Origin of the sequence: Stutzerimonas tarimensis (assembly GCF_042648805.1) — a bacterium.
Classification (GTDB): domain Bacteria; phylum Pseudomonadota; class Gammaproteobacteria; order Pseudomonadales; family Pseudomonadaceae; genus Azomonas; species Azomonas tarimensis.
The window spans coordinates 357,724-376,833 of sequence record NZ_JBHRXZ010000024.1; the positions used below are offsets into that span (position 1 = coordinate 357,724).

The window sequence follows — 19,110 nt, forward strand, 5'->3', positions numbered from 1 at the left end:
CACGCCGGGCCATGCTAACCTTGCCAGCCGCCAAACCGGGCCGCACAGCCCCAGCCTGCCCCTACAGCACAACCGACGCGCGATGCCAAAAGCCAATCAAGACCTGTCCGCCCACACCCCGATGATGCAGCAGTACTGGAAGCTCAAGCGCGAGCATCCCGATCAACTGATGTTCTATCGCATGGGCGATTTCTACGAACTCTTCTACGAAGACGCCAAGCGCGCCGCGGCGCTGCTGGACATTACCCTGACCGCCCGTGGGCAATCGGCCGGCAATGCCATCCCGATGGCGGGGATTCCCTTCCATTCGGCCGAAGGCTACCTGGCGCGGCTGGTGAAGCTTGGCGAGTCGGTGGTGATCTGTGAGCAGATCGGTGATCCAGCGACCAGCAAGGGCCCCGTGGAGCGTCAGGTGGTGCGCATCGTCACCCCCGGCACGGTGACCGACGAAGCACTGCTCGACGAGCGCCGCGATAACCTGCTGGCCGCGGTGCTGGGCGACGAGAAGCTGTTTGGGATGGCGGTGCTGGACATCGCCAGCGGCCGGTTCAGCGTTCAGGAGCTCAAGGGCTGGGAAAACCTGCTCGCCGAACTAGAACGGCTGAGCCCTACCGAGCTGCTGATCCCCGACGACTGGCCGCAGGGCCTGCCGCTGGAGCGCAGACGCGGCCTGAGCCGCCGTGCCCCCTGGGACTTCGACCGCGATACTGCCCACAAGAGCCTGTGTCAGCAATTCGGCACCGGCGACCTGAAGGGTTTTGGTTGTGAAAACCTGACCTTGGCCATCGGCGCCGCGGGCTGCCTGCTGGCCTACGCCAGGGAAACCCAGCGCACTGCCCTGCCCCACCTGCGCAGCCTGCGTCACGAGCGGCTCGACGAGACCGTCATTTTCGATGGCGCCACCCGGCGCAACCTGGAGCTGGACACCAATCTATCCGGCGGACGAGACAACACCCTGCAATCGGTGGTGGATCGCTGCCAGACCGCCATGGGCTCGCGCCTCTTGACCCGCTGGCTGCACCGCCCGTTGCGCGACCGAGCCGTACTGGAAGTACGCCAGGATTCCATTACCTGCCTGCTTGAACATTACCGCTTCGAGCAGATCCAGCCGCAGCTCAAGGACATAGGCGACCTCGAGCGCATCCTTGCCCGGATCGGCCTGCGCAACGCACGGCCACGCGACCTGGCGCGCCTGCGAGACGCCCTGGCCGCCCTGCCACAACTGCAGGAGGCGATGCGTGAACTGGTCGCGCCGCATCTGGGCAGCCTGGCGCAGAACATCCGCACCTACCCGGAGCTGGCCTCCCTGCTGGCACGTGCCATCATCGACAACCCGCCAGCAGTGATCCGCGACGGCGGCGTGCTGAAGAAAGGCTACGACGTCGAACTGGACGAGCTGCAATCGCTCAGCGAGAACGCCGGACAGTACCTCATGGACCTGGAGGCCCGGGAAAAGGCCCGCACCGGGCTGGCCAACCTCAAGGTCGGCTACAACCGGGTCCACGGCTACTTCATCGAGCTGCCGAGCAAGCAGGCCGAGTCCGCCCCGGCCGATTACATACGCCGACAGACCCTCAAGGGTGCCGAGCGCTTCATCACTCCCGAACTCAAGGAATTCGAAGACAGGGCACTGTCCGCCAAGAGCCGTGCGCTGGCTCGTGAAAAGGCCCTCTATGAGGGGCTGCTCGACCTGTTGATCGAACACCTGGCCCCCTTGCAGGGATCGGCTGCCGCGCTGGCCGAACTGGACGTACTGAGCAACCTCGCCGAGCGCGCGCTGAACCTCGACCTGAACCGCCCGCACTTCGTCGAGGAGCCGCGACTGTTCATCGACCAGGGTCGTCATCCGGTGGTCGAGCAGGTACTGGACACGCCTTTCGTCGCCAATGACCTGGCCCTCGATGACGACATCCGCATGCTGGTGATCACCGGCCCGAACATGGGCGGCAAATCCACCTATATGAGACAGACGGCGCTGATCGTGCTCCTGGCACAGATCGGCAGCTTCGTTCCGGCACGCGCCTGCGAACTGTCGCTGGTGGACCGCATCTTCACCCGCATCGGCTCCAGCGACGACTTGGCCGGCGGGCGTTCCACCTTCATGGTCGAGATGAGCGAAACGGCCAACATCCTGCACAACGCCAGCGACCGCAGCCTGGTTCTGATGGATGAAGTGGGTCGCGGCACCAGTACCTTCGACGGGCTTTCCCTGGCCTGGGCTGCGGCGGAGCACCTGGCCAAGCTGCGCGCCTTCACCCTGTTCGCCACCCATTACTTCGAGTTGACGGTTCTGCCCGAGAGCCAGCCGGTGGTGGCCAACGTTCATCTGTCGGCGACCGAACACAATGAGCGCATCGTGTTCCTGCATACCGTCCTGCCAGGCCCGGCCAGCCAGAGTTACGGCCTGGCGGTAGCACAGCTGGCCGGCGTGCCGGGCGAAGTGATCGTCCGCGCCCGCGAACATCTGGCCCGACTGGAAACCACCAGCCTGCCCCATGACACGCCCCGACATCAGCCCGGCGAGCCCGCCGCTCCACTGCAGGCCGACCTGTTCGCCAGCCTTCCACACCCGGTGATCGAGGAGCTCAATCGCCTGAAACCGGACGACCTGACCCCGCGCGCCGCCCTGGAGCTGCTATACAGCCTGAAGGCACGCCTTTGACAGGGCGAAAAAACTGCTAGAATCGCGCGTTTTTTGATTCCCGCATTCCATAGCCTGGTGCGGTACAAGCAGGCGCATCACGACCTGGCGCCCGACACTGAGGAGATAAGTAGCAATGACCTTCGTCGTCACCGACAACTGCATCAAATGCAAGTACACCGACTGCGTGGAAGTCTGCCCGGTGGATTGCTTTTACGAAGGCCCGAACTTTCTGGTGATTCATCCAGACGAGTGCATCGATTGCGCACTGTGCGAGCCGGAGTGCCCTGCCGAGGCCATCTTCTCCGAGGACGAAGTGCCTGATGACATGCAGGAGTTCATCCAGCTCAATGCCGACCTGGCCGAAGTCTGGCCCAATATCACCGAGAAGAAAGACCCGCTTGCCGATGCCGAAGACTGGGACGGCGTGAAAGACAAGCTCCAGCACCTGGAGCGTTGATCAGAATGCACAATGCCCGCGCAAGGCGGGCATTGTGTCTGCAGCGGACAGTGCTCAGGCCTTGTCTACACCGCTCTTGATCTTGTCCTTGGCTTCACCCTTCACTTCCTGAGTTTCACCTTTCAATTCCTGACCTTTGCCTTCGCCTTTGAGGTCAGCGTTATCAGTCGCTTCACCGATCCCCTGCTTGGCCTTGCCAACCGCTTCATTGACGTTGCCCTTGATTTTGTCTTCTGCGCTACCCATAGCTGCTCTCCTTCATATTCAATGATTTACGTAAAATCCGACAGAGAAGTTGAAGGGACGTTCAGCATTTGGCGGTACGCTCATCCAGTATTCGTTAACCATGTGTTTCCTTCACCGGCTGGACGCCTCGGTATCGCTCAGGGCCGTTGTGCCTCGCCTGGTATCAGAACCGGCAGATCCACCGAACCAAGGATGGATTGATAGTGCGCCAGTAACCCTGCAACTACGCCGTCCCACGCATGGTGCGTCTCGACGTGCCCCCTGGCGAGGCGCCCAAGCAACTGGACATCGGCGTCGAACAGGTCCTGCACCGCCGCCGCCATGGACGCTGAATTGTGTGGTTCGCACATGCGCGCGACATGGACGGGGAGGATTTCCGGCAAGGCCCCGGCCTGCGCCGCCACTACCGGCAGTCCGCATGCCATCGCCTCCAGGGCCACCATCCCGAAACTTTCCTGGGACCCGGCGTGCACGAAGGCGTCGGCACTGGCCATCAGACGAGCCAGTTCAAGCGGAGGGCAGTAGCGGGAGATGACCGTCACATTGTCCGGCACTCGCCGTGGCAGACCGAAGCCCACCAGCAACAGGTGATAGGGCGCGCCAAGGCGGCGTGCCGTATTCAACAGAACATCGACATTCTTCTCGCACGACCCGCGACCTGCATAGATGAGCAGCCGCGTGTCGTCTGAAAGTCCCAGCTGGCGACGCAATTCGGGGTCGCGCCGTCCGGGCCGGAATATCCGTAAATCGACCCCCATCGGCTGCACGTACACCCGCTCGATCCCGAGCGCATGGAGCCGGCTGGCCATCATCTGACTGGGCGCCAGCACCCGGTCGAAACGCTCGTAAAGCCGCGCCACATAAGGACTCATCCGTCCGACCACCCAGTTGCCGAAGCGGTTGCGCGCCAGCAATGGAAGATCCGAGTGATAGAAGCCGACAACCGGCACATCCAGCCGCTGTCCCGCATCGAGCGCAGCCCAGGCCGTTACGTAAGGGTCACCCGCTTCGATCACGTCCGGCCTGATCGCCTGCAGCAATTCGGACCAGGGGCCGCGACGCAGCGGAAAGCGCTGCCCCGCGGAGAATGGCAAGCGGGGCGCAGGCAGCTCATACAACCCATCTGCAAAGCGGTGTCGCCGGCCAGGCACGAGCAGGCTGTGCTGAACACCGGGATACAACTGCAAGCGCCGGTGCTTCGCTTCAAGATAGGTACGCACCACACCACTGGCAAAGGCGTAAGACATGGTCATGTCGGCGATATGCAAGGCCGTTCTCCCCTCGCGCCGGGCCGGGATCAAGCCCGCATGAACCAATGGACCGCGAGGCCTGGAGTGCGTTCGCCCACCGGCCCTCCGCTAGGAATCCAGCTTCTTGTCGCCGTCGTCCTTGCCCTGGCTCGAAGAGTGTTCGATGACCGAGTTCAGCACCGCGCCGAACAGTAGAACCGAAGCTGAAAGAAAGAAGTACATCAGCAGTACGATGATCGCCCCGATACTTCCATAGGTGGCGTTGAAGTTGGCGAAATTCTGCACATAGATGCCAAAGCCGATCGACGCCACGATCCACACCAGCACAGCCAGCACCGATCCCGGGGTAATGAAACGGAAACTCTGTTCCACATCCGGAGCCACGTAGTACATCACCGCGACCGCGAGCATCATCAGTATCACCACCACCGGCCAGCGTAACCAGGTCCACAGGGTAACGATGATGTCCTGCAACCCCACCAGCGAGGCCAGCCACTCCATCACCTGCGGTCCCATGATCATCAACGCCGCCGCCACCAGCAGCATGCCGGCGATGCCAACCGTGTAAACCAGCGAGAGCAGGTAGATCTTCCAGCCTGGGCGCTGCTCATGCACATCGTAGGCGGCGTTCATTCCGGCCATCAGAGTGCGCACGCCCTTGGAGGCCGAAATCAGCGCCAGCAGAATGCCGAATGACAGCAAACCGCCTTGCTGCTCCTGCAGCTGGTCGATGACAGGATTCACCTGCTCCATCGCCATCGGCGGCAACGCCAGCTCCGCCTGCAGCCGAATCCATTCGAAAAACTCCCCCAGGTGCAGGAATCCAAGCAGGGCGACCAGAAACAGCAGGAAGGGAAACAACGAAAACAGGGTATGGAATGCCAGCGCGGAGGCGTAGATCGTCATCTCCTTCTCACCGAATCGTTTCACGGTGCGCTTGGTCAGTTCAACGAGGCCTGTGCCACCAGTGTCCAGCAAAGCCATAAGGAATCCTCTGCGTCTGAGCTTGCCCTATGTGGGACGAACACCATCGGCAAAGAGTTCGGGGTTTTGAGCAAAAAGCGGAACATGACTGGCGCCAAGCGGTCCTAGCCGAGCAACGTTACGAAACTGCTCGGTCGCAAGGAGAACAAGAAGAATGGTTTCCCAACTTCAGAACACTTTACTACTGTTCAGCCTGCTGTTCACCGGAGCCGGATTCGTGCTTGGCTTGTTCTACAACAACCGCAAGGTCATCCGCCTGGAAGACAAGGTCTTGCGGCTCAAGCGCACCATCCGCCACCTTCAGCAGAAAGACGACGCCCCTGAACGTCACGAAGAGCCGGTGACAACCAGGGAAGCCCTGGCTGCTACCCGTTGAATCCAGGCCCGCCGACAAGCGCAACACCCACACCCCCGGTTACACCTGCCCACCTGGTCTTCACAGATTTTTCACGTCCGCCTTCGTATTCTTTTACCAAGGCCGACGGATTGGCCCTCCCCTAAGGTTGTTGTTTAGAGCCCGCCTCGCGCGGGCTTTTCTTTGCCTTGAATCCGAAGACTCGACGTCAATCCCGAGCACTCACCGTTACCCAACGGCGACCCCGGCGGATGGTCATGGGCGAACAGAGCTTGGCCTGGTGCAGCGGCATATCGGGAGACAGACCAAGCGCCTCAGGCAGTGACTGCCCCGGCGCAAGAATAATCGTCAGGCTCGCCTTGGCGGGCGCCTGGACAGGTACACAGGCTTTCGTTGAAGTCGTCACATCGGCTCTCCGTAGCAGTATTGATTCCTGCTAGATAGAGCGCTGACGAGGGGATTAGGTTCGACGCGGAAAAGACTTAAGTTGAGCAATCGCTTTCTAGCGATCGCCAGGTTTTGATTGTTCATCTTCCGACAAAACCACCGGGATTGCGACATAACCAACGCGAGGTACGCCTGGAGCCTGAGCCGCGACAGAGCTTCAAGCCAGCGCCATCCCTGGTCGAGACCTGGAGGATCGATATGGTACGGCGATTGCTTTTCTATATATATCGATAAATAACGAAGCTCGAGGCGGTCATGGCGCTCTCTCACTACCCCAACTCCTCCGTTTCCATGGAATACAAAAGCCCGGCCCTTGAACATGCCAGACTCCTTCTGCTGGAACAGATCGACCGCTATGGCTCGATAAGTCGCGCAGCCAAGCAGATCAATCTCAGCTATCGGACTGCCTGGAACAGCGTGGACGCGATGAACAACCTTTCCCGTTACCCTTTATTACGATACTCCGCCATGGGCGGAACCCATCTCACCCGTTACGGGCGCGTCCTGGTCGATGCCTGGCGCGATTGGCCGACCGGGGGCCCGCTCGGCGCGACGAAGCACTATCCGGAGATCGAGCGGCAACTGCGCGCCTTCATGTTTGGTAGCAACATGCGTAACCATTTCCGTGGCCGAGTCACAGGTATCACGCGCGAAGGCGCGCTGGCCAGCGTAACCCTGGACATCGGCAGCAGAATTCAATTGCTGGCGACCCTTTCCGAGGAAAGCCTGGAGGAATTCCGCGTGGACGTAGGCACGGCCGTATTGGCGTTGATTCACCCTGACGCCGTGATGCTAACGCCAGACTGCGACGTCCGCATCAGCGCTCGCAACCGTCTCAAAGGCAAGGTACTGGACGTGGCACTCGGCCCCGTCAATAGCGAAATCAAGCTGCGCCTCTCCCCAAGCCGCACCCTGACCGCCCTGGTGACCAATGCCAGCGCCAACGAGCTCGCCCTGAGCGCCGGACAAGAATGCACGGCACTGTTCAAGGCGTCTCAAGTCATGCTGGCGCAAGCTTGAAGAACCCCTTCGGGACCCGCGTAACACTGTGCGTTTCGCGACAATTATCTATATATTGTAATATACAAAACATGAAAGTGACTCGGACCCGACAGGGCTCACCGGGAAAGCTTTCGAACCCTCTAACAACTCATTGTTATAGAAAGACAATTACCAAAAAATCTGCTTACGGACAAAATGGCACAACCCATGCTTCAGTTTTTGTATATTCATATGAATACACAAAAAACATGGAGCGCTTCAATGCCAGCCTACCCTACCCTCATCCTGCTCACCACGGGCGCCCTGTTCCTGCCAATGCTGGCCCAAGCCCGGACGACCTCGGCCACTGATCTCGGCACTGTCGTAGTCGTGGACAGTCGCGGCCAAGACAGCCTCGGCGGAACCCACGCCATCAATCGTGAAGAGATCAGAGCCCATGACCGCGAAACCCTCGGCACGGCGCTCGAGTTGCTCCCGGGCGTGACCCTCAGTCGCGGTGGCGCACGCAACGAAGAGATGGTCCGGGTGCGCGGTTTCGATTTGCGCCAGGTCCCCATCTTTATCGACGGTATTCCTATCTACGTGCCCTACGATGGCTACGCGGACCTCGGCCGCTTCACCACTTTCGATCTGGAGCGTGTCGAAGTGGCCAAGGGCTTCAGCTCCATGATCTACGGGCCGAACACCCTGGGCGGCGCGATCAACCTGATCACCCGCAAACCGCAGCGGGCCTTCGAGGGCGAGGTCGGCGGGGGCCTGTCCTTCACCGATCATGGTGAACGCAACGCCTGGCGGACCTACGCCAACCTGGGCAGCAACCAGGGCAACTGGTACCTGCAGGCCGGCCTGTCCTACCTGGACGAGGACCATTTCCGTCTGCCCGGCGGCTTCGACACGGCGCCCTACCAGGCCGAGGGCCGCCGCCACAACAGCTACCGGACCGACCAGAAGGCGTCCTTCAAGCTGGGCCTGACGCCCAACGACAGCGACGAGTACATGCTCGGCTACGTGCGCCAGGAAGGCGAAAAGGGCAATCCGCCCTATGCCGGCCGCCTGAGCAGCAGCCGCTACTGGCAGTGGCCGACCTGGGACAAAACCAGCTTCTACCTGGGCAGCAGCACCGGCCTGGGCGACCACCGACTGAGATTCCGCGCCTACCACGACACCTACGAGAACTCGCTGTTCGCCTACGACGATGCCAGCTACAGCACCCAGAACACCCCGCGCGCCTTCCGCAGCTGGTACGACGACTACAGCAACGGCCTGAGCCTGGAAGACCAGTGGCAGATGACCTCGCGCGACCTGCTGCGCCTGGCCTACCACTACAAGGAGGACGTGCACCGCGAGCACGACGCCGGCGAGCCCTGGCAGCGCTTCGAGGACCGCACCCAGTCGCTGGCCGCCGAGTACAGCCGCGAGCTGAGCGACAGCCTGACTTTGGTGGCCGGTTTCGGCCATGACCGCCGCGATGGCCGCAAGGCGCAGAACTACACCGTCTCCACCGGCCTGGTGGACGAGGACGGCGGGCGCAACCACAGCAACAACGGCCAGCTCGGCCTGTTCTACCGGCCGGATGCGGACAGCCAGTGGCGGCTCAGCGTGGCCCGCAAGAGCCGCTTCGCCACCATCAAGGATCGCTACTCCTACCGCATGGGTACGGCAGTGCCCAACCCCGGGCTGAAATCCGAACACGCCACCCACTTCGAAGTGGGCCATAGCCGGGCCCTGGGCGCCGGCTGGCAAATGGATATGGCCGTGTTCCGCAGCCATATCGACGACCTGCTGCAATCGGTGCGGATCGACGACTCGCGCTGCTCCAGCCCGCCGTGCTCGCAGATGCAGAACGTCGACCAGGCGCGGGTCAACGGCCTGGAGCTGGTGCTGGACGGCCAGTTCCAGGGCTGGGACATCGCCTTCAACTACCTCTACCTGGACCGGCAGAACCGCTCCGACGACAGCGTACGGCTGACCGACACGCCCCGGCACAAGGCCTTCGCCAGCCTGGGCCGGACCTTTGGTCCCTGGGAGCTGCTGCTGAGCGCCGATGCCGCCTCGCGCCGCTACAGCTCAAGCGACGGCGTGCAGGTGGCGGACGGTTTCGCCGTCTACCGCCTCAAGGGCAGCTACCACTTCGCTGGCGGGCTCAGCCTGAGCACCAGCGTGCACAACCTGTTCGACCGCGAATACGCCTACAGCGAGGGCTACCCCGAGCCGGGCCGCACCTTCCTCGTCCAGGCCAACCTGACCTTCTGATCCGGAGCACTCGCCATGCCTCTCGACATGAATCGCCGACGCCTGCTCGGCGGCCTGGCCGGCCTCGGCCTCGCCTGTGTCACGCGCCCGCTGCTGGCCGGCACGCCGCGCGAACTGGTGATCCTCAGCAGCTATCCGGAACCGGTCATCGCCGCCTTCGAGGCCGCCTTCGAGCGCCTTTATCCGCAGTACCGGATCAACCTGGTCTGGCGCCGCCCGCACGACGCACTCGAGCAGCTTTCGCAGCCCGGGCAGGGTGGCGTGGATGTCTACTGGGCGGCCTCGCCGCGCACCTTCGAGACCTTGCGCCAGGCCGGCGCCTGGCGGCCGCTGACGGTCGACCGCGCCGGCCTGCCCGAGCACGTCGGCGCCCTCCCCCTGGCCGGACCGAACCTCCATTACCTGGCCACCGAGATCGCCGGCTACGGCTTCGCCATCGATCCACACCAGCTCGCCGAACTGGGCATGGATAAGCCGGCCGACTGGCCGGACCTGGCCGACCCGCGCCTGGCCGGACGCATCGCCCTGCCGGTGCCGAGCCGGGTCGGCTTCGCCCCGGTGATGGTGGACATCGTCCTGCAGGCCCATGGCTGGGAACGCGGCTGGGCACTGTGGAGCGAAATCGCCGGGCTGTCCTACCTGATCGAACGCGGCTCGACCTTCGTCAGCGACGAGGTGGGCGGCGGACGGGCGGCGGTCGGCCTGTCCATCGACTTTTTCGTCGCCTCGGCGATCGCCGGCGGCGCGCCGCTGGAATTCATCTATCCGGCCCACGGCGGGCTCAATCCCGGCCACGTCGCAATCACCGCCGGCACGCGGGAGCCGGAGGCGGCCGAAGCCTTCGTCGCCTTCGTGCTGTCGGCAACGGGACAGAAGCTGCTGGCCGACCCGGGCATCCGCAAGCTGCCGGTACGCCCCTCCGTCTATACCGCCCTGCCGGCCGGCTACCATGATCCGTTCCGCGCCGCAGCGGCCGGCGCCTATGCCTATCGGCCCGATCCGGCGAGCGGCCGCCTCGGGCTGTTGGCGGCGGTGTTCGAACAACTGCTGGTGAGCCGGCATGCCGAGCTTCGCCAGCTGTGGGCGGACCTGCATGCCCGGGAACGCCGCGAAGGTCGTCGCCTGGAAGCGGTCCGCCAGTTGCTCGGCACGCCGCCGATCGACGCGCGCCAGGCCAGCGACCCGGCCCTGCTCGCCGCCTGGCGCAGCGAGGCGCAAGGTACATCCCGGGCAGCCGACGATCAGCAGCGCGAATGGGCCCGGCAGGTGGCGCAGCGGCAGCGCCAGGCCGCCGCACTGATGGCGGGGATGGCCAGCGCATGAAATCCGCCCTGCTGCTGGGCGGGCTGCTGCTGACGAGTGGCATGGCCTCGGCCACGGAGAACGACAGCAAGATCGAACACGCCCTGGTCGCCGCCAAGGCCGTGGCGCGCCAGGCGCTCGACCGCCCGATGTCCGGGCTGGACCCGGCACAACGCCAGCGCTTCGCCGACGGACGCAGCCTGTTCCGCCAGGTCTGGGTGGTGGCGCCGTCGCGGGATACCGACATCGACGGACTCGGCCCGCTGTACAACCGCCCCGCCTGCAGCTCCTGCCATTCGGGCAACGGCCGCGGCCGGGCGCCGGATTCACCCGGGGAACGCATGCGCGAAATGCTGGTACGGCTCTCCGTGCCCGGCGCCGGCGACCATGGCGCGCCCCGCCCGCATCCGGTCTACGGCGACCAGCTCAACGAAACGGGGATTCCCGGCGTGCCGGGCGAAGGCCGGGCGGCGCTGCACTGGCAGACGAGCACCTTCACCTTCGCCGACGGCGAGACCGTCGAATTGCGCAAGCCCCGGCTCGAGTTTCGCGAACTCGCCTACGGTCCGCTGGATGGCGTGCTGACCTCGCCACGTGTCGGCCCGGCGATGCTCGGGCTCGGCCTGCTGGATGCCGTGGCGACCACCGACCTGGAGGCAATGGCGGCGCAGCCGGGAGCGGATGGCGTGCAGGGCCGGGTGAACCGGGTCTGGAACGCCAGCAGCGGCCGTCTGGAGGCCGGCCGCTTCGGCTTCAAGAGCAACAGCGCTGGCCTGCTCGACCAGATCGCCGCGGCCATGGCCGGCGACCTGGGCCTGACCTCGCGGGCCTATCCGGCGCAACCCTGCACACCTGCCCAGACGGCTTGCCAAGAGGCGCCCGCTGGCGGCGACCCGGAACTGAGCGAGGCCCAGTTGGAGGCCATTGCCTTCTACCTGGCGCACCTGGAGCCACCGGCCAGGCGCGATCCCGACTCGCCTGGCGTGCGGCGCGGCGAACGCCACTTCCACGCCCTGGGCTGCGCCGCCTGCCATCGGCCGCAGTTGCGCACCGCCGCGGACGCCGCCTACCCGCTGCTGCGCGACCGCCAGATCGAACCCTATACCGACCTGCTGCTGCACGACATGGGCGAGGGCCTGGCAGACGGCCGCCCGGACCACCTGGCCGGCCCGCGCGACTGGCGCACCGCGCCGCTATGGGGACTCGGCCAGGTACAGGCCGGGAACGCCGCCGGTTTTCTCCACGACGGCCGCGCCCGCAGCCTGGCCGAAGCCATTCTCTGGCATGGCGGCGAGGCGCAGGCGGCACGGGATCGCTATGCCGCGCTGCAGAAAGCCGAACGTGGCGATCTGCATGCCTTTCTCGACTCGTTGTGACCCCCCTACGGACAAGAAACCAGGCCAACCTAAAACCACGCTCCACAAGGAGAGCCCATGCCCCTTCATTCACCCGCTGGCCCCCGCTGGCGCCTTCGCCCCTCTGCTACCCTTCTGCTCATCGCCCTTGGCAGCCTCCGCGCACAGGCCGAAGAAGAACTGCCGCTGATGATCGTCGAAGGCGAGCGTCCCGTTGCGGGCTACCTTCTCGAGACCGAGACACCGGCCACCGTCCATACGCTCGATGCCAGGGCTATCGAGCGGTTCGGCGCCAAGGGCAGTAGCAATCCCTACGCCATGGTCTGGACCCTGCCGGGCGTGCAGGCACCGAGCATCGATGCCTGGGGCCTGGTCAACCAGCAGGGCGGCAACAAGGGCCTGCGGGTGCGTGGCGAACGAACCACCCACGGCGCCAACGGCACGGTAGAGGGCATCCCGCTCAATGGCCCGGGCGCTGGTCCGGGCTACCTGTTCCTGCTCGACGCCGAAAACATCGCGAGCGTTTCACTGGCCCAGGGCGCCATTGCGCCGGACCGCTTCTCGCTCTACGACACCGCTGGCCAACTGGACACCCGCCTGCTCTGGCCGAAGGCGGACATGGGCGGCACGGTCTCCTTCGGCCTGGGATCGAACAGCTTCAGCCGCCGCTTCGCACGCTTCGACAGCGGCTTATTGCCCAGCGACACGGCCTTCTTCCTGTCCGGCTCCAGTACCCAAGCGGAGAAATGGCGGGGCAGCGGTGATTCTCCCGATCGGAAGGAAACCTTCGCCATCGGCTTGACCCAGGCCCTCGGCGCAGTCGACTTCAAATTGTTCGTCGCCCGCAACGAGATGGACGCCGACAATTACAGGGGCCTGACCTACGAGCAATCCAAGGACACTTCGCTCTACCGGCGGATCGACTACGACCCCTCGCCCACCGGCAGCACAGCCGCGCAATGGGCGAACTGGCAGGGCTACAACCGGCAATCCTTCGAGACCACGGCGGTCCTGTCGCAGATCGGCTATCGGTTCAACGACGACACCCACCTGACGATCAAGCCCTTCTGGAGCGAAGAGAAGGGCGAGTACCTGTATCCGAATGGCAATTTCGTCCGTCAATGGCTGATCGACCACAGCACCTATGGCGTCACCACCGAACTGCATACACGCCTCGCCGAGACACGCCTGACCCTCGGCTACGGCTGGGTGTCGATGGAGCCGCCCGGCCCGCCGACCGCCTGGAAGCAGTACCGGCCGGATGCGAACGGCGGCCTGACCTTCGCCAACTGGGCGCTGCTGGCCGATGTGACGCGGCGCCATGACCTGCACAACCTGTTCGCAGTCGCCGAGCGCAACATAGGCCGACTGCGAGTCAAGGGCGGTCTGCGCTACGTGAAGGACATCCTCCCGAGCATCGACTATCACGACAGCACCGGCGTGGGCGACCTGTCCTACGAGGACGCGCTGGAGCAATCGCCAGGCATCGTCGCGGCGCGTAGCGTAAGGCGTACGGCCATCGAAGAAGTGGCGCCCTACCTCGGCCTGGCCTACCCGCTGAACGACAGAGTCGAGTTCCGCTTCTCCGCCGGACGCAACCTGGGCAGCCCAGGGTTCGACGCCTTCCAGACGCCAGTGATCAATGGCCTGCCCAAGCAGCAACTGTGGAACGACAGCGAGATGGAAATCGCCGACAGCCTCGATATGGGTCTGCGCCTGAGTCTCGGCCGGGGATACCTGGAGCCGCTGCTGTTCTATACCCGCTATGACAACAAGGGGGTGTCCCTCTACGACCCCGCCTACGGCGCCGCCTATACCCAGAACATCGGCAAGGCTAGGCGCTTCGGCCTGACTCTAGCCAGCGGCTGGCGACTGCGCGACGACCTGGAACTGTTCGGCAACCTCACCTGGCTGCGCGCCGAGTTCGCCGAGGACCTGCGCACCGGCGCAAATACCCTCCTTGAAATCCGCGGACGGCAACTGCCCGACGTGCCGTCCCACATCGCCACCCTGGGCGCCACTTGGACCCGAGGCAGCCTCAGTCTCTCGCCCGTGGCGCAATACATGGGCAAGCGCTACGCGAATGTCGAGCACACCCAGACGATGGACGCCTACACCCTGGTCAACCTGAACCTCAGCTACCGCGCCCCGACGCCCTGGGGCACCGCGCAAGCCAGCCTGGCGGTGATCAACCTCTTCGACGAACGCTACATCGGCTTCAACAACGCCAACGAGACCAGCAACGGCAGCAGCTTCTATCCCGGCGCGCCGCGCAGCCTGCTGGGCACGCTGACCTTCGAATTCTGACAACCCCGGCCGCGAGAGCATGGAGACCGAAATGTTACAGACTTCCAGCCAACCGGGCGGCCTACGTCCTCTGGCGCTACTCGCCACCGGCCTGCTCCTGCTGCTCGCCACGTCCCTGGCACAGGCCACCGAGCCGCTGCGCCTGGCCGTGGTCGGTGGCATCGAGCTCAGCGGCGTCGGCGAACCCCTCAGGCACCGCCTGGAAAAGTCCACGGGCATCCCCCTCGTCTGGGCCAGCGTCGCACCGAAGGCCAGCGTCGTGCCCGCCTTCGCGCAGGGGGAGGCCGACTTGCTGCTGATCCACGGCGGCAGCGAAACCTTCGCCTTGCAGGCGGCTGGCCACGGCGGGCGAATGCGGGTATGGGGTTTCAACGAGCACGTCATCGTCGGCCCCGCCGACGATCCAGCCGGCATTCGTGGCCTGGGCGATGCCGCAGAAGCGCTGCGCCGCATCGCCGACTCCGGGGCGGCCTTCGTCGCCTTCGCCGACCCCGGCAGTCACGAAATCGTTCAGCGGCTGTGGTCGGCTGCAGGCGTCCGGGCTTCGAGTGACTGGGTGCGCCTCGACGAGACCCGCAACCGCCACGACATCCTCGTCCAGGCCTCGCGCCAGCACGCCTACGTGGTGACCGGGGCCATCCCGGTTGCGCGTGGCCGGCTGGCCGGCGACGGCATGACGACGCTGCTGTCGGGTGATCCCCGTATGCGCCGCGCCTACGTCGCGCTGGAGCCTGGACCACGACACCCGGCCACCGCCGAAGCCCGTGAGCAGGCCCGACGCCTGGTGGATCACCTGCTGTCCGAGGCCGGTCAGCGCGACCTGGCCGCCGCCAACGCCGAAGCCGGCGGCACCTGGATCTACGGCCTGTCCGATGCGCCTCCGGCGCTGGCCGGCGGGCACTGAGCGCAACCGCCGGCAGCCTACCCCGCCCCTCATCGGCGCGTCGGCTCGTTGGGCCGAACCCCCGCGAAGTCCAACGAGCGAGGCTCGACCCAACCGCCCGACCCACCCACATGCACGCCAGGCACCGGTGTCACCTTTGCAACATCGTTATAGGCATTGCTACATAATAATGTCGGCAATCCAACCTTGATAATTCAGATGTAGCGAACGATTTATAGCCATGACACCAGAAAAAACAATCACCCGGCCAGCACCTGCAGGAGTCGGCCCCAGGCCAGGCAAGCCATGCGCACGAACGCGGCTTTCCTTTGCCGTTCCATCCGGGTGGATCCTTGCACGATGGCACTGTGCTTGCTGATCGGTCACCACAGGTAGCGACCCTCATCGACCCAACCGGAGCACCAGCATGAGCCTGCCACCCCACTGCCACGAACATTCCACGTCAACGGGCACCCGCCGCCGTCCGGGCAACACGCTGGCGCCCCGAAACGGCCATTCCGATCGTCTGGCCTTCCCGCACCTGTTCGCCCTTTGCCTGGGGGTCGCCGCGCTACTGTCGCCCCTGGCCGCATCGGCTCGCCAAGTCACCGACATGATCGGACGCCAGATCGAGGTTCCCGAGAATATCGAACGGGTGTTGAGTACCTCACCGCCCTTGGCCGCCCTGCTGTACAGCCTGGCCCCGGAAAAGCTCGTCGGCCTCAATCTGCCATTGCGCCCCGGTGACGAGCGCTATCTGCCGGCGTCCCTGCAGGAGCTGCCACTGGTCGGCAGCGTGCTTGGCCACGGCCGCGCGCTCAATTCCGAAACGGTGCTGCAATTGCGCCCCGACGTGGCCCTGGCCTGGAGCGGCGAGACCATCGGCTCCAGCGATGTGGAGCAGGTGATTCGCCAGTTCGAGAAAACCGGCGTGCCCGTGTTCTTCATCGACCTGGACAACCTCGCGCAGTGGCCCGCCGCCTTCGAGATGCTCGGCGAACTGCTCGGCCGCCAGGCACGCGCGGCGGCGCTGGCCAATGAGATACGCAAGGCCCTGGAGGAGGTAGCGCTGGCCGTGGACGCGGTCCCCGAAGCCCAGCGGCCCCGCGTGTATTACGCCCAGGGGCCGGACGGGCTGGCCACCGAGTGTCACAACTCCTTCCATGTCGAACCCATCGCCCTGGCGGGCGGCCATAACGTGCATCGCTGCGCGCCGAGCTCGGTCATGGGCATGGAAAAAGTCAGCCTGGAGCAGGTACTGGCCTATGACCCCGAGTTCATCGTGGTACAGGACCCCGTCTTTCTCTCCCGCCTCGACAAGGCAGGAGGCGCCTGGCGCAACGTCAGAGCGGTGCGCGAAGGCAAGATACTGACGGTGCCGCGCACTCCGCTCAACTGGCTGGATCGGCCGCCGTCATTCATGCGCGCCCTGGGCATCCGATGGCTCGCCGGGGAATTCCACCCGCAGCGCTTCCAGTTCCATCCACGGCGAACGACTCGGGAATTCTACCGGCTGTTCTTCGGCGTGACGCCGGGCGAGGACGATCTCGACAGCCTGCTTGCGACCCGGGTGGCGCTGCCCGGCGACCAGCATTCGCATCGATGAGCTTCGCCGCCCCGCCGACGCCTCGCCCTCTCGCCTGGATATCCGGATGACCCGTCCTCTCGCCCAACCGTCTCCCACGCACACCGCCGCCGCGCCGCGCCGCGGTGCATTCGCGCTGCTGCCGGCGCTCGCCCTGCTGCTTGGCGCCGTGACCCTGGTCGCCCTCGCCTCGGGCCGCTACCCGCTGAACGCGACGGATGTGCTGCGCTTTTTCGCCAGCGCCGCAGGCGCACCCTCGCTCGATCCCGAGCGCCATGACCTGCTGTACAACCTGCTGGTGGAAATCCGCCTGCCGCGGGTGCTCGCCGCGATCCTGGTGGGTGCCGCCCTGGCCGTGTCCGGCGCCGCCTTCCAGGGTGTGTTCCGCAACCCGCTGGTGTCGCCCAACCTGCTCGGCGTGCTTTCCGGCGCCGCGTTCGGCGCCGCCGCCGGCATGCTGCTCGGCGGCAGCTGGCTGCTGGTGCAGGTCAGCGCCTTCGCCTGCGGCCTGGCCGCGGTGGCGATCGCCGTGACGATCGCCCGTACCTTCGGCCAGGGTTCGCTGATCATGCTGATCCTCGGCGGCATCGTCTCCGGCGCGCTGTTCGCCGCCCTGCTGTCGCTCGTCAAGTACGTCGCCGACCCCTACAACGAGCTGCCGGCGATCATCATCTGGCTGATGGGAAGCCTGGCCTCCGTGCATATCCGCGACGTTCTCTGGGTATCGCTGCCCATGGGCCTGGCGATTGTCGCGCTGTGCGCCGCCGGACGCTGGCTGGACGCCCTGGCGATGGGCGACGACGAGGCGCGCAGCCTCGGCGTACCGGTCGGCACGGTGCGCTACATGGTGATCGGCTGCGCCACCCTGCTCGGCGCGTTGACCGTCTCGCTGGCCGGCATGATCGGCTGGGTCGGGCTGATCGTGCCGCATGTCGCCAGGCTGCTCTGCGGCCCCGGCCATGCCCTGCTGCTGCCCGCCTCGGCACTGCTCGGGGCGAGTTTCCTGCTGGCCGCCGACCTGCTCGCACGCAGCCTGACCGGCAGCGAAATCCCCATCGGCATCGTCACCGAGCTGCTCGGCATCCCGGTATTCCTGCTGGTGCTGCACCGGGCGCGCAACGGGTGGGGACGATGACGCGGGGCCAGGGCGTCCTGCGCGGCCACGGACTGCTGCTGCGCCGCGCCCAGCGCAGGATACTCGACGGCGTCGACCTGGCCCTGGCGCCCGGCGAAATCCTTGCTCTGCTCGGCGCCAACGGCGCCGGCAAGACCACCCTGCTGCGCTGCCTGCTCGGCCTGCTGAGGCCCCACGGCGGCACCGTCAGCCTGGATGGCACACCGCTCGCCACACTGTCGCGACGCGCCCTGGCCCGGCGCATCGCCTATGTGCCGCAGGCCCACGTGGCGCCGTTTCCCTACAGCGTACGCGAGGTGGTCGGTCTCGGCCGTCTGCCTCACCACGGCCCCTTCGCCGCACCCGGCGCAGCCGACCGCGAAGCGGTGGAAGCGGCGATAGCCCAGCTTGGCATCGGCGCGCTGGCCGGGCGCCCCTACACCGAACTGTCCGGCGGCGAACGCCAATTGACCCTGATCGCCCGCGCACTGGCCCAGGGCGCGGGCATCCTGATCATGGACGAACCGGTGAGCGGCCTCGACTTCGGCCACCAGATGCGCCTGCTGGGATGCCTCGAACGCCTCGCCGCCGACGGCTACGGCATCCTCAAGACCACCCACCACCCGGACCACGCACTGGCCTGCGCCAGCCGCGTCGCCCTGCTGCAGGAAGGCCGCATAGTGGCCGACGGCACGCCGACCGAGGTGCTGACAGCGGATGCGATCCGCCGCCTCTACCGGGTGGAAGTGGAAATCCTTCGCTCACCCGCAGGCCGCAGCGCCTTCGTACCCGCCGGCTGAAGCGGGGCCCCGCGAACCCTGACGGCCGGACCGGACGAGCTGCAACTCACCCCGCATTGAAAGCGAACGAGCCTTTGTCGCCTTTGCGACACGGCCTGCCTGCCGTCACGTTTTTGTAGCTATTCG

15 protein-coding genes are annotated in these 19,110 nt (G+C 65.3%); 12 read left to right on the plus strand and 3 right to left on the minus strand.

The features are described 5' to 3' along the window. The first annotated feature begins 82 nt into the window (after positions 1-82). A complete protein-coding gene (mutS, locus tag ACFOMF_RS15540; protein WP_386366523.1) occupies positions 83-2,662 on the plus strand; it encodes a DNA mismatch repair protein MutS in 2,580 nt (859 codons plus the stop codon). A 115-nt stretch (positions 2,663-2,777) separates the two neighbouring features. Next, complete coding sequence (fdxA, locus tag ACFOMF_RS15545; protein WP_386366525.1) at positions 2,778-3,101, plus strand: ferredoxin FdxA; 324 nt, start codon at positions 2,778-2,780, stop codon at positions 3,099-3,101. Positions 3,102-3,155: 54 nt separating this feature from the next. On the opposite strand, the gene ACFOMF_RS15550 is transcribed toward fdxA, so the two are convergent. The 3 genes from ACFOMF_RS15550 to ACFOMF_RS15560 form a co-directional block, all read right to left on the minus strand. Continuing rightward, positions 3,156-3,347 (minus strand): CsbD family protein, encoded by a 192-nt coding sequence (locus ACFOMF_RS15550; RefSeq protein WP_386366527.1) that lies wholly within the window; start codon positions 3,345-3,347, stop codon positions 3,156-3,158. Positions 3,348-3,484: 137 nt separating this feature from the next. Then, positions 3,485-4,615: a glycosyltransferase gene (locus ACFOMF_RS15555; protein WP_386366529.1), complete on the minus strand. Its 1,131-nt coding sequence runs from the start codon at positions 4,613-4,615 to the stop codon at positions 3,485-3,487. Positions 4,616-4,705: 90 nt separating this feature from the next. After that, positions 4,706-5,581, minus strand: coding sequence for a YihY/virulence factor BrkB family protein (locus tag ACFOMF_RS15560; RefSeq protein ID WP_386366531.1), 876 nt, complete (start codon positions 5,579-5,581; stop codon positions 4,706-4,708). 154 nt (positions 5,582-5,735) lie between these two features. Between ACFOMF_RS15560 and ACFOMF_RS15565 the strand changes: the two genes are divergently transcribed. The 10 genes from ACFOMF_RS15565 to ACFOMF_RS15610 all read left to right on the plus strand — a co-directional run bounded on the left by ACFOMF_RS15565 (position 5,736) and on the right by ACFOMF_RS15610 (position 18,984). After that, positions 5,736-5,957: a hypothetical protein gene (locus tag ACFOMF_RS15565; protein ID WP_386366533.1), complete on the plus strand. Its 222-nt coding sequence runs from the start codon at positions 5,736-5,738 to the stop codon at positions 5,955-5,957. A 681-nt stretch (positions 5,958-6,638) separates the two neighbouring features. After that, a complete protein-coding gene (locus ACFOMF_RS15570) occupies positions 6,639-7,403 on the plus strand; it encodes a TOBE domain-containing protein (RefSeq protein WP_386366535.1) in 765 nt (254 codons plus the stop codon). Between the two features lie 243 nt (positions 7,404-7,646). Next, the gene (locus ACFOMF_RS15575; protein WP_386366536.1) at positions 7,647-9,638 is read left to right on the plus strand and encodes a TonB-dependent receptor plug domain-containing protein; all 1,992 of its coding nucleotides are present in this window, start codon (positions 7,647-7,649) and stop codon (positions 9,636-9,638) included. 15 nt (positions 9,639-9,653) lie between these two features. Continuing rightward, entirely contained in the window at positions 9,654-10,961 is a 1,308-nt protein-coding gene (locus ACFOMF_RS15580; protein WP_386366538.1) for an ABC transporter substrate-binding protein, read from the plus strand. After that, the gene (locus ACFOMF_RS15585) at positions 10,958-12,316 is read left to right on the plus strand and encodes a di-heme oxidoreductase family protein (protein ID WP_386366540.1); all 1,359 of its coding nucleotides are present in this window, start codon (positions 10,958-10,960) and stop codon (positions 12,314-12,316) included. Before ACFOMF_RS15580 ends, ACFOMF_RS15585 begins: the two co-directional genes overlap by 4 nt. Before the next feature lie 57 nt (positions 12,317-12,373). After that, positions 12,374-14,602, plus strand: a complete 2,229-nt coding sequence (locus tag ACFOMF_RS15590) for a TonB-dependent receptor domain-containing protein (RefSeq protein WP_386366542.1) — start codon at positions 12,374-12,376, stop codon at positions 14,600-14,602. Between the two features lie 31 nt (positions 14,603-14,633). After that, positions 14,634-15,506 carry a tungsten ABC transporter permease gene (locus tag ACFOMF_RS15595; RefSeq protein WP_386366544.1) on the plus strand — a complete coding sequence of 291 codons (873 nt, stop codon included), beginning with the start codon at positions 14,634-14,636 and terminating at the stop codon, positions 15,504-15,506. Between the two features lie 406 nt (positions 15,507-15,912). Next, on the plus strand, positions 15,913-17,091 hold the full coding sequence (locus ACFOMF_RS15600; protein ID WP_386366546.1) for an ABC transporter substrate-binding protein: 1,179 nt from the start codon (positions 15,913-15,915) through the stop codon (positions 17,089-17,091). 46 nt (positions 17,092-17,137) lie between these two features. Beyond that, entirely contained in the window at positions 17,138-18,205 is a 1,068-nt protein-coding gene (locus ACFOMF_RS15605; protein ID WP_386366548.1) for a FecCD family ABC transporter permease, read from the plus strand. Beyond that, on the plus strand, positions 18,202-18,984 hold the full coding sequence (locus ACFOMF_RS15610) for an ABC transporter ATP-binding protein (RefSeq protein WP_386366550.1): 783 nt from the start codon (positions 18,202-18,204) through the stop codon (positions 18,982-18,984). The genes ACFOMF_RS15605 and ACFOMF_RS15610 overlap by 4 nt, the downstream gene beginning before the upstream one ends. The last annotated feature ends 126 nt before the right edge of the window (positions 18,985-19,110 follow it).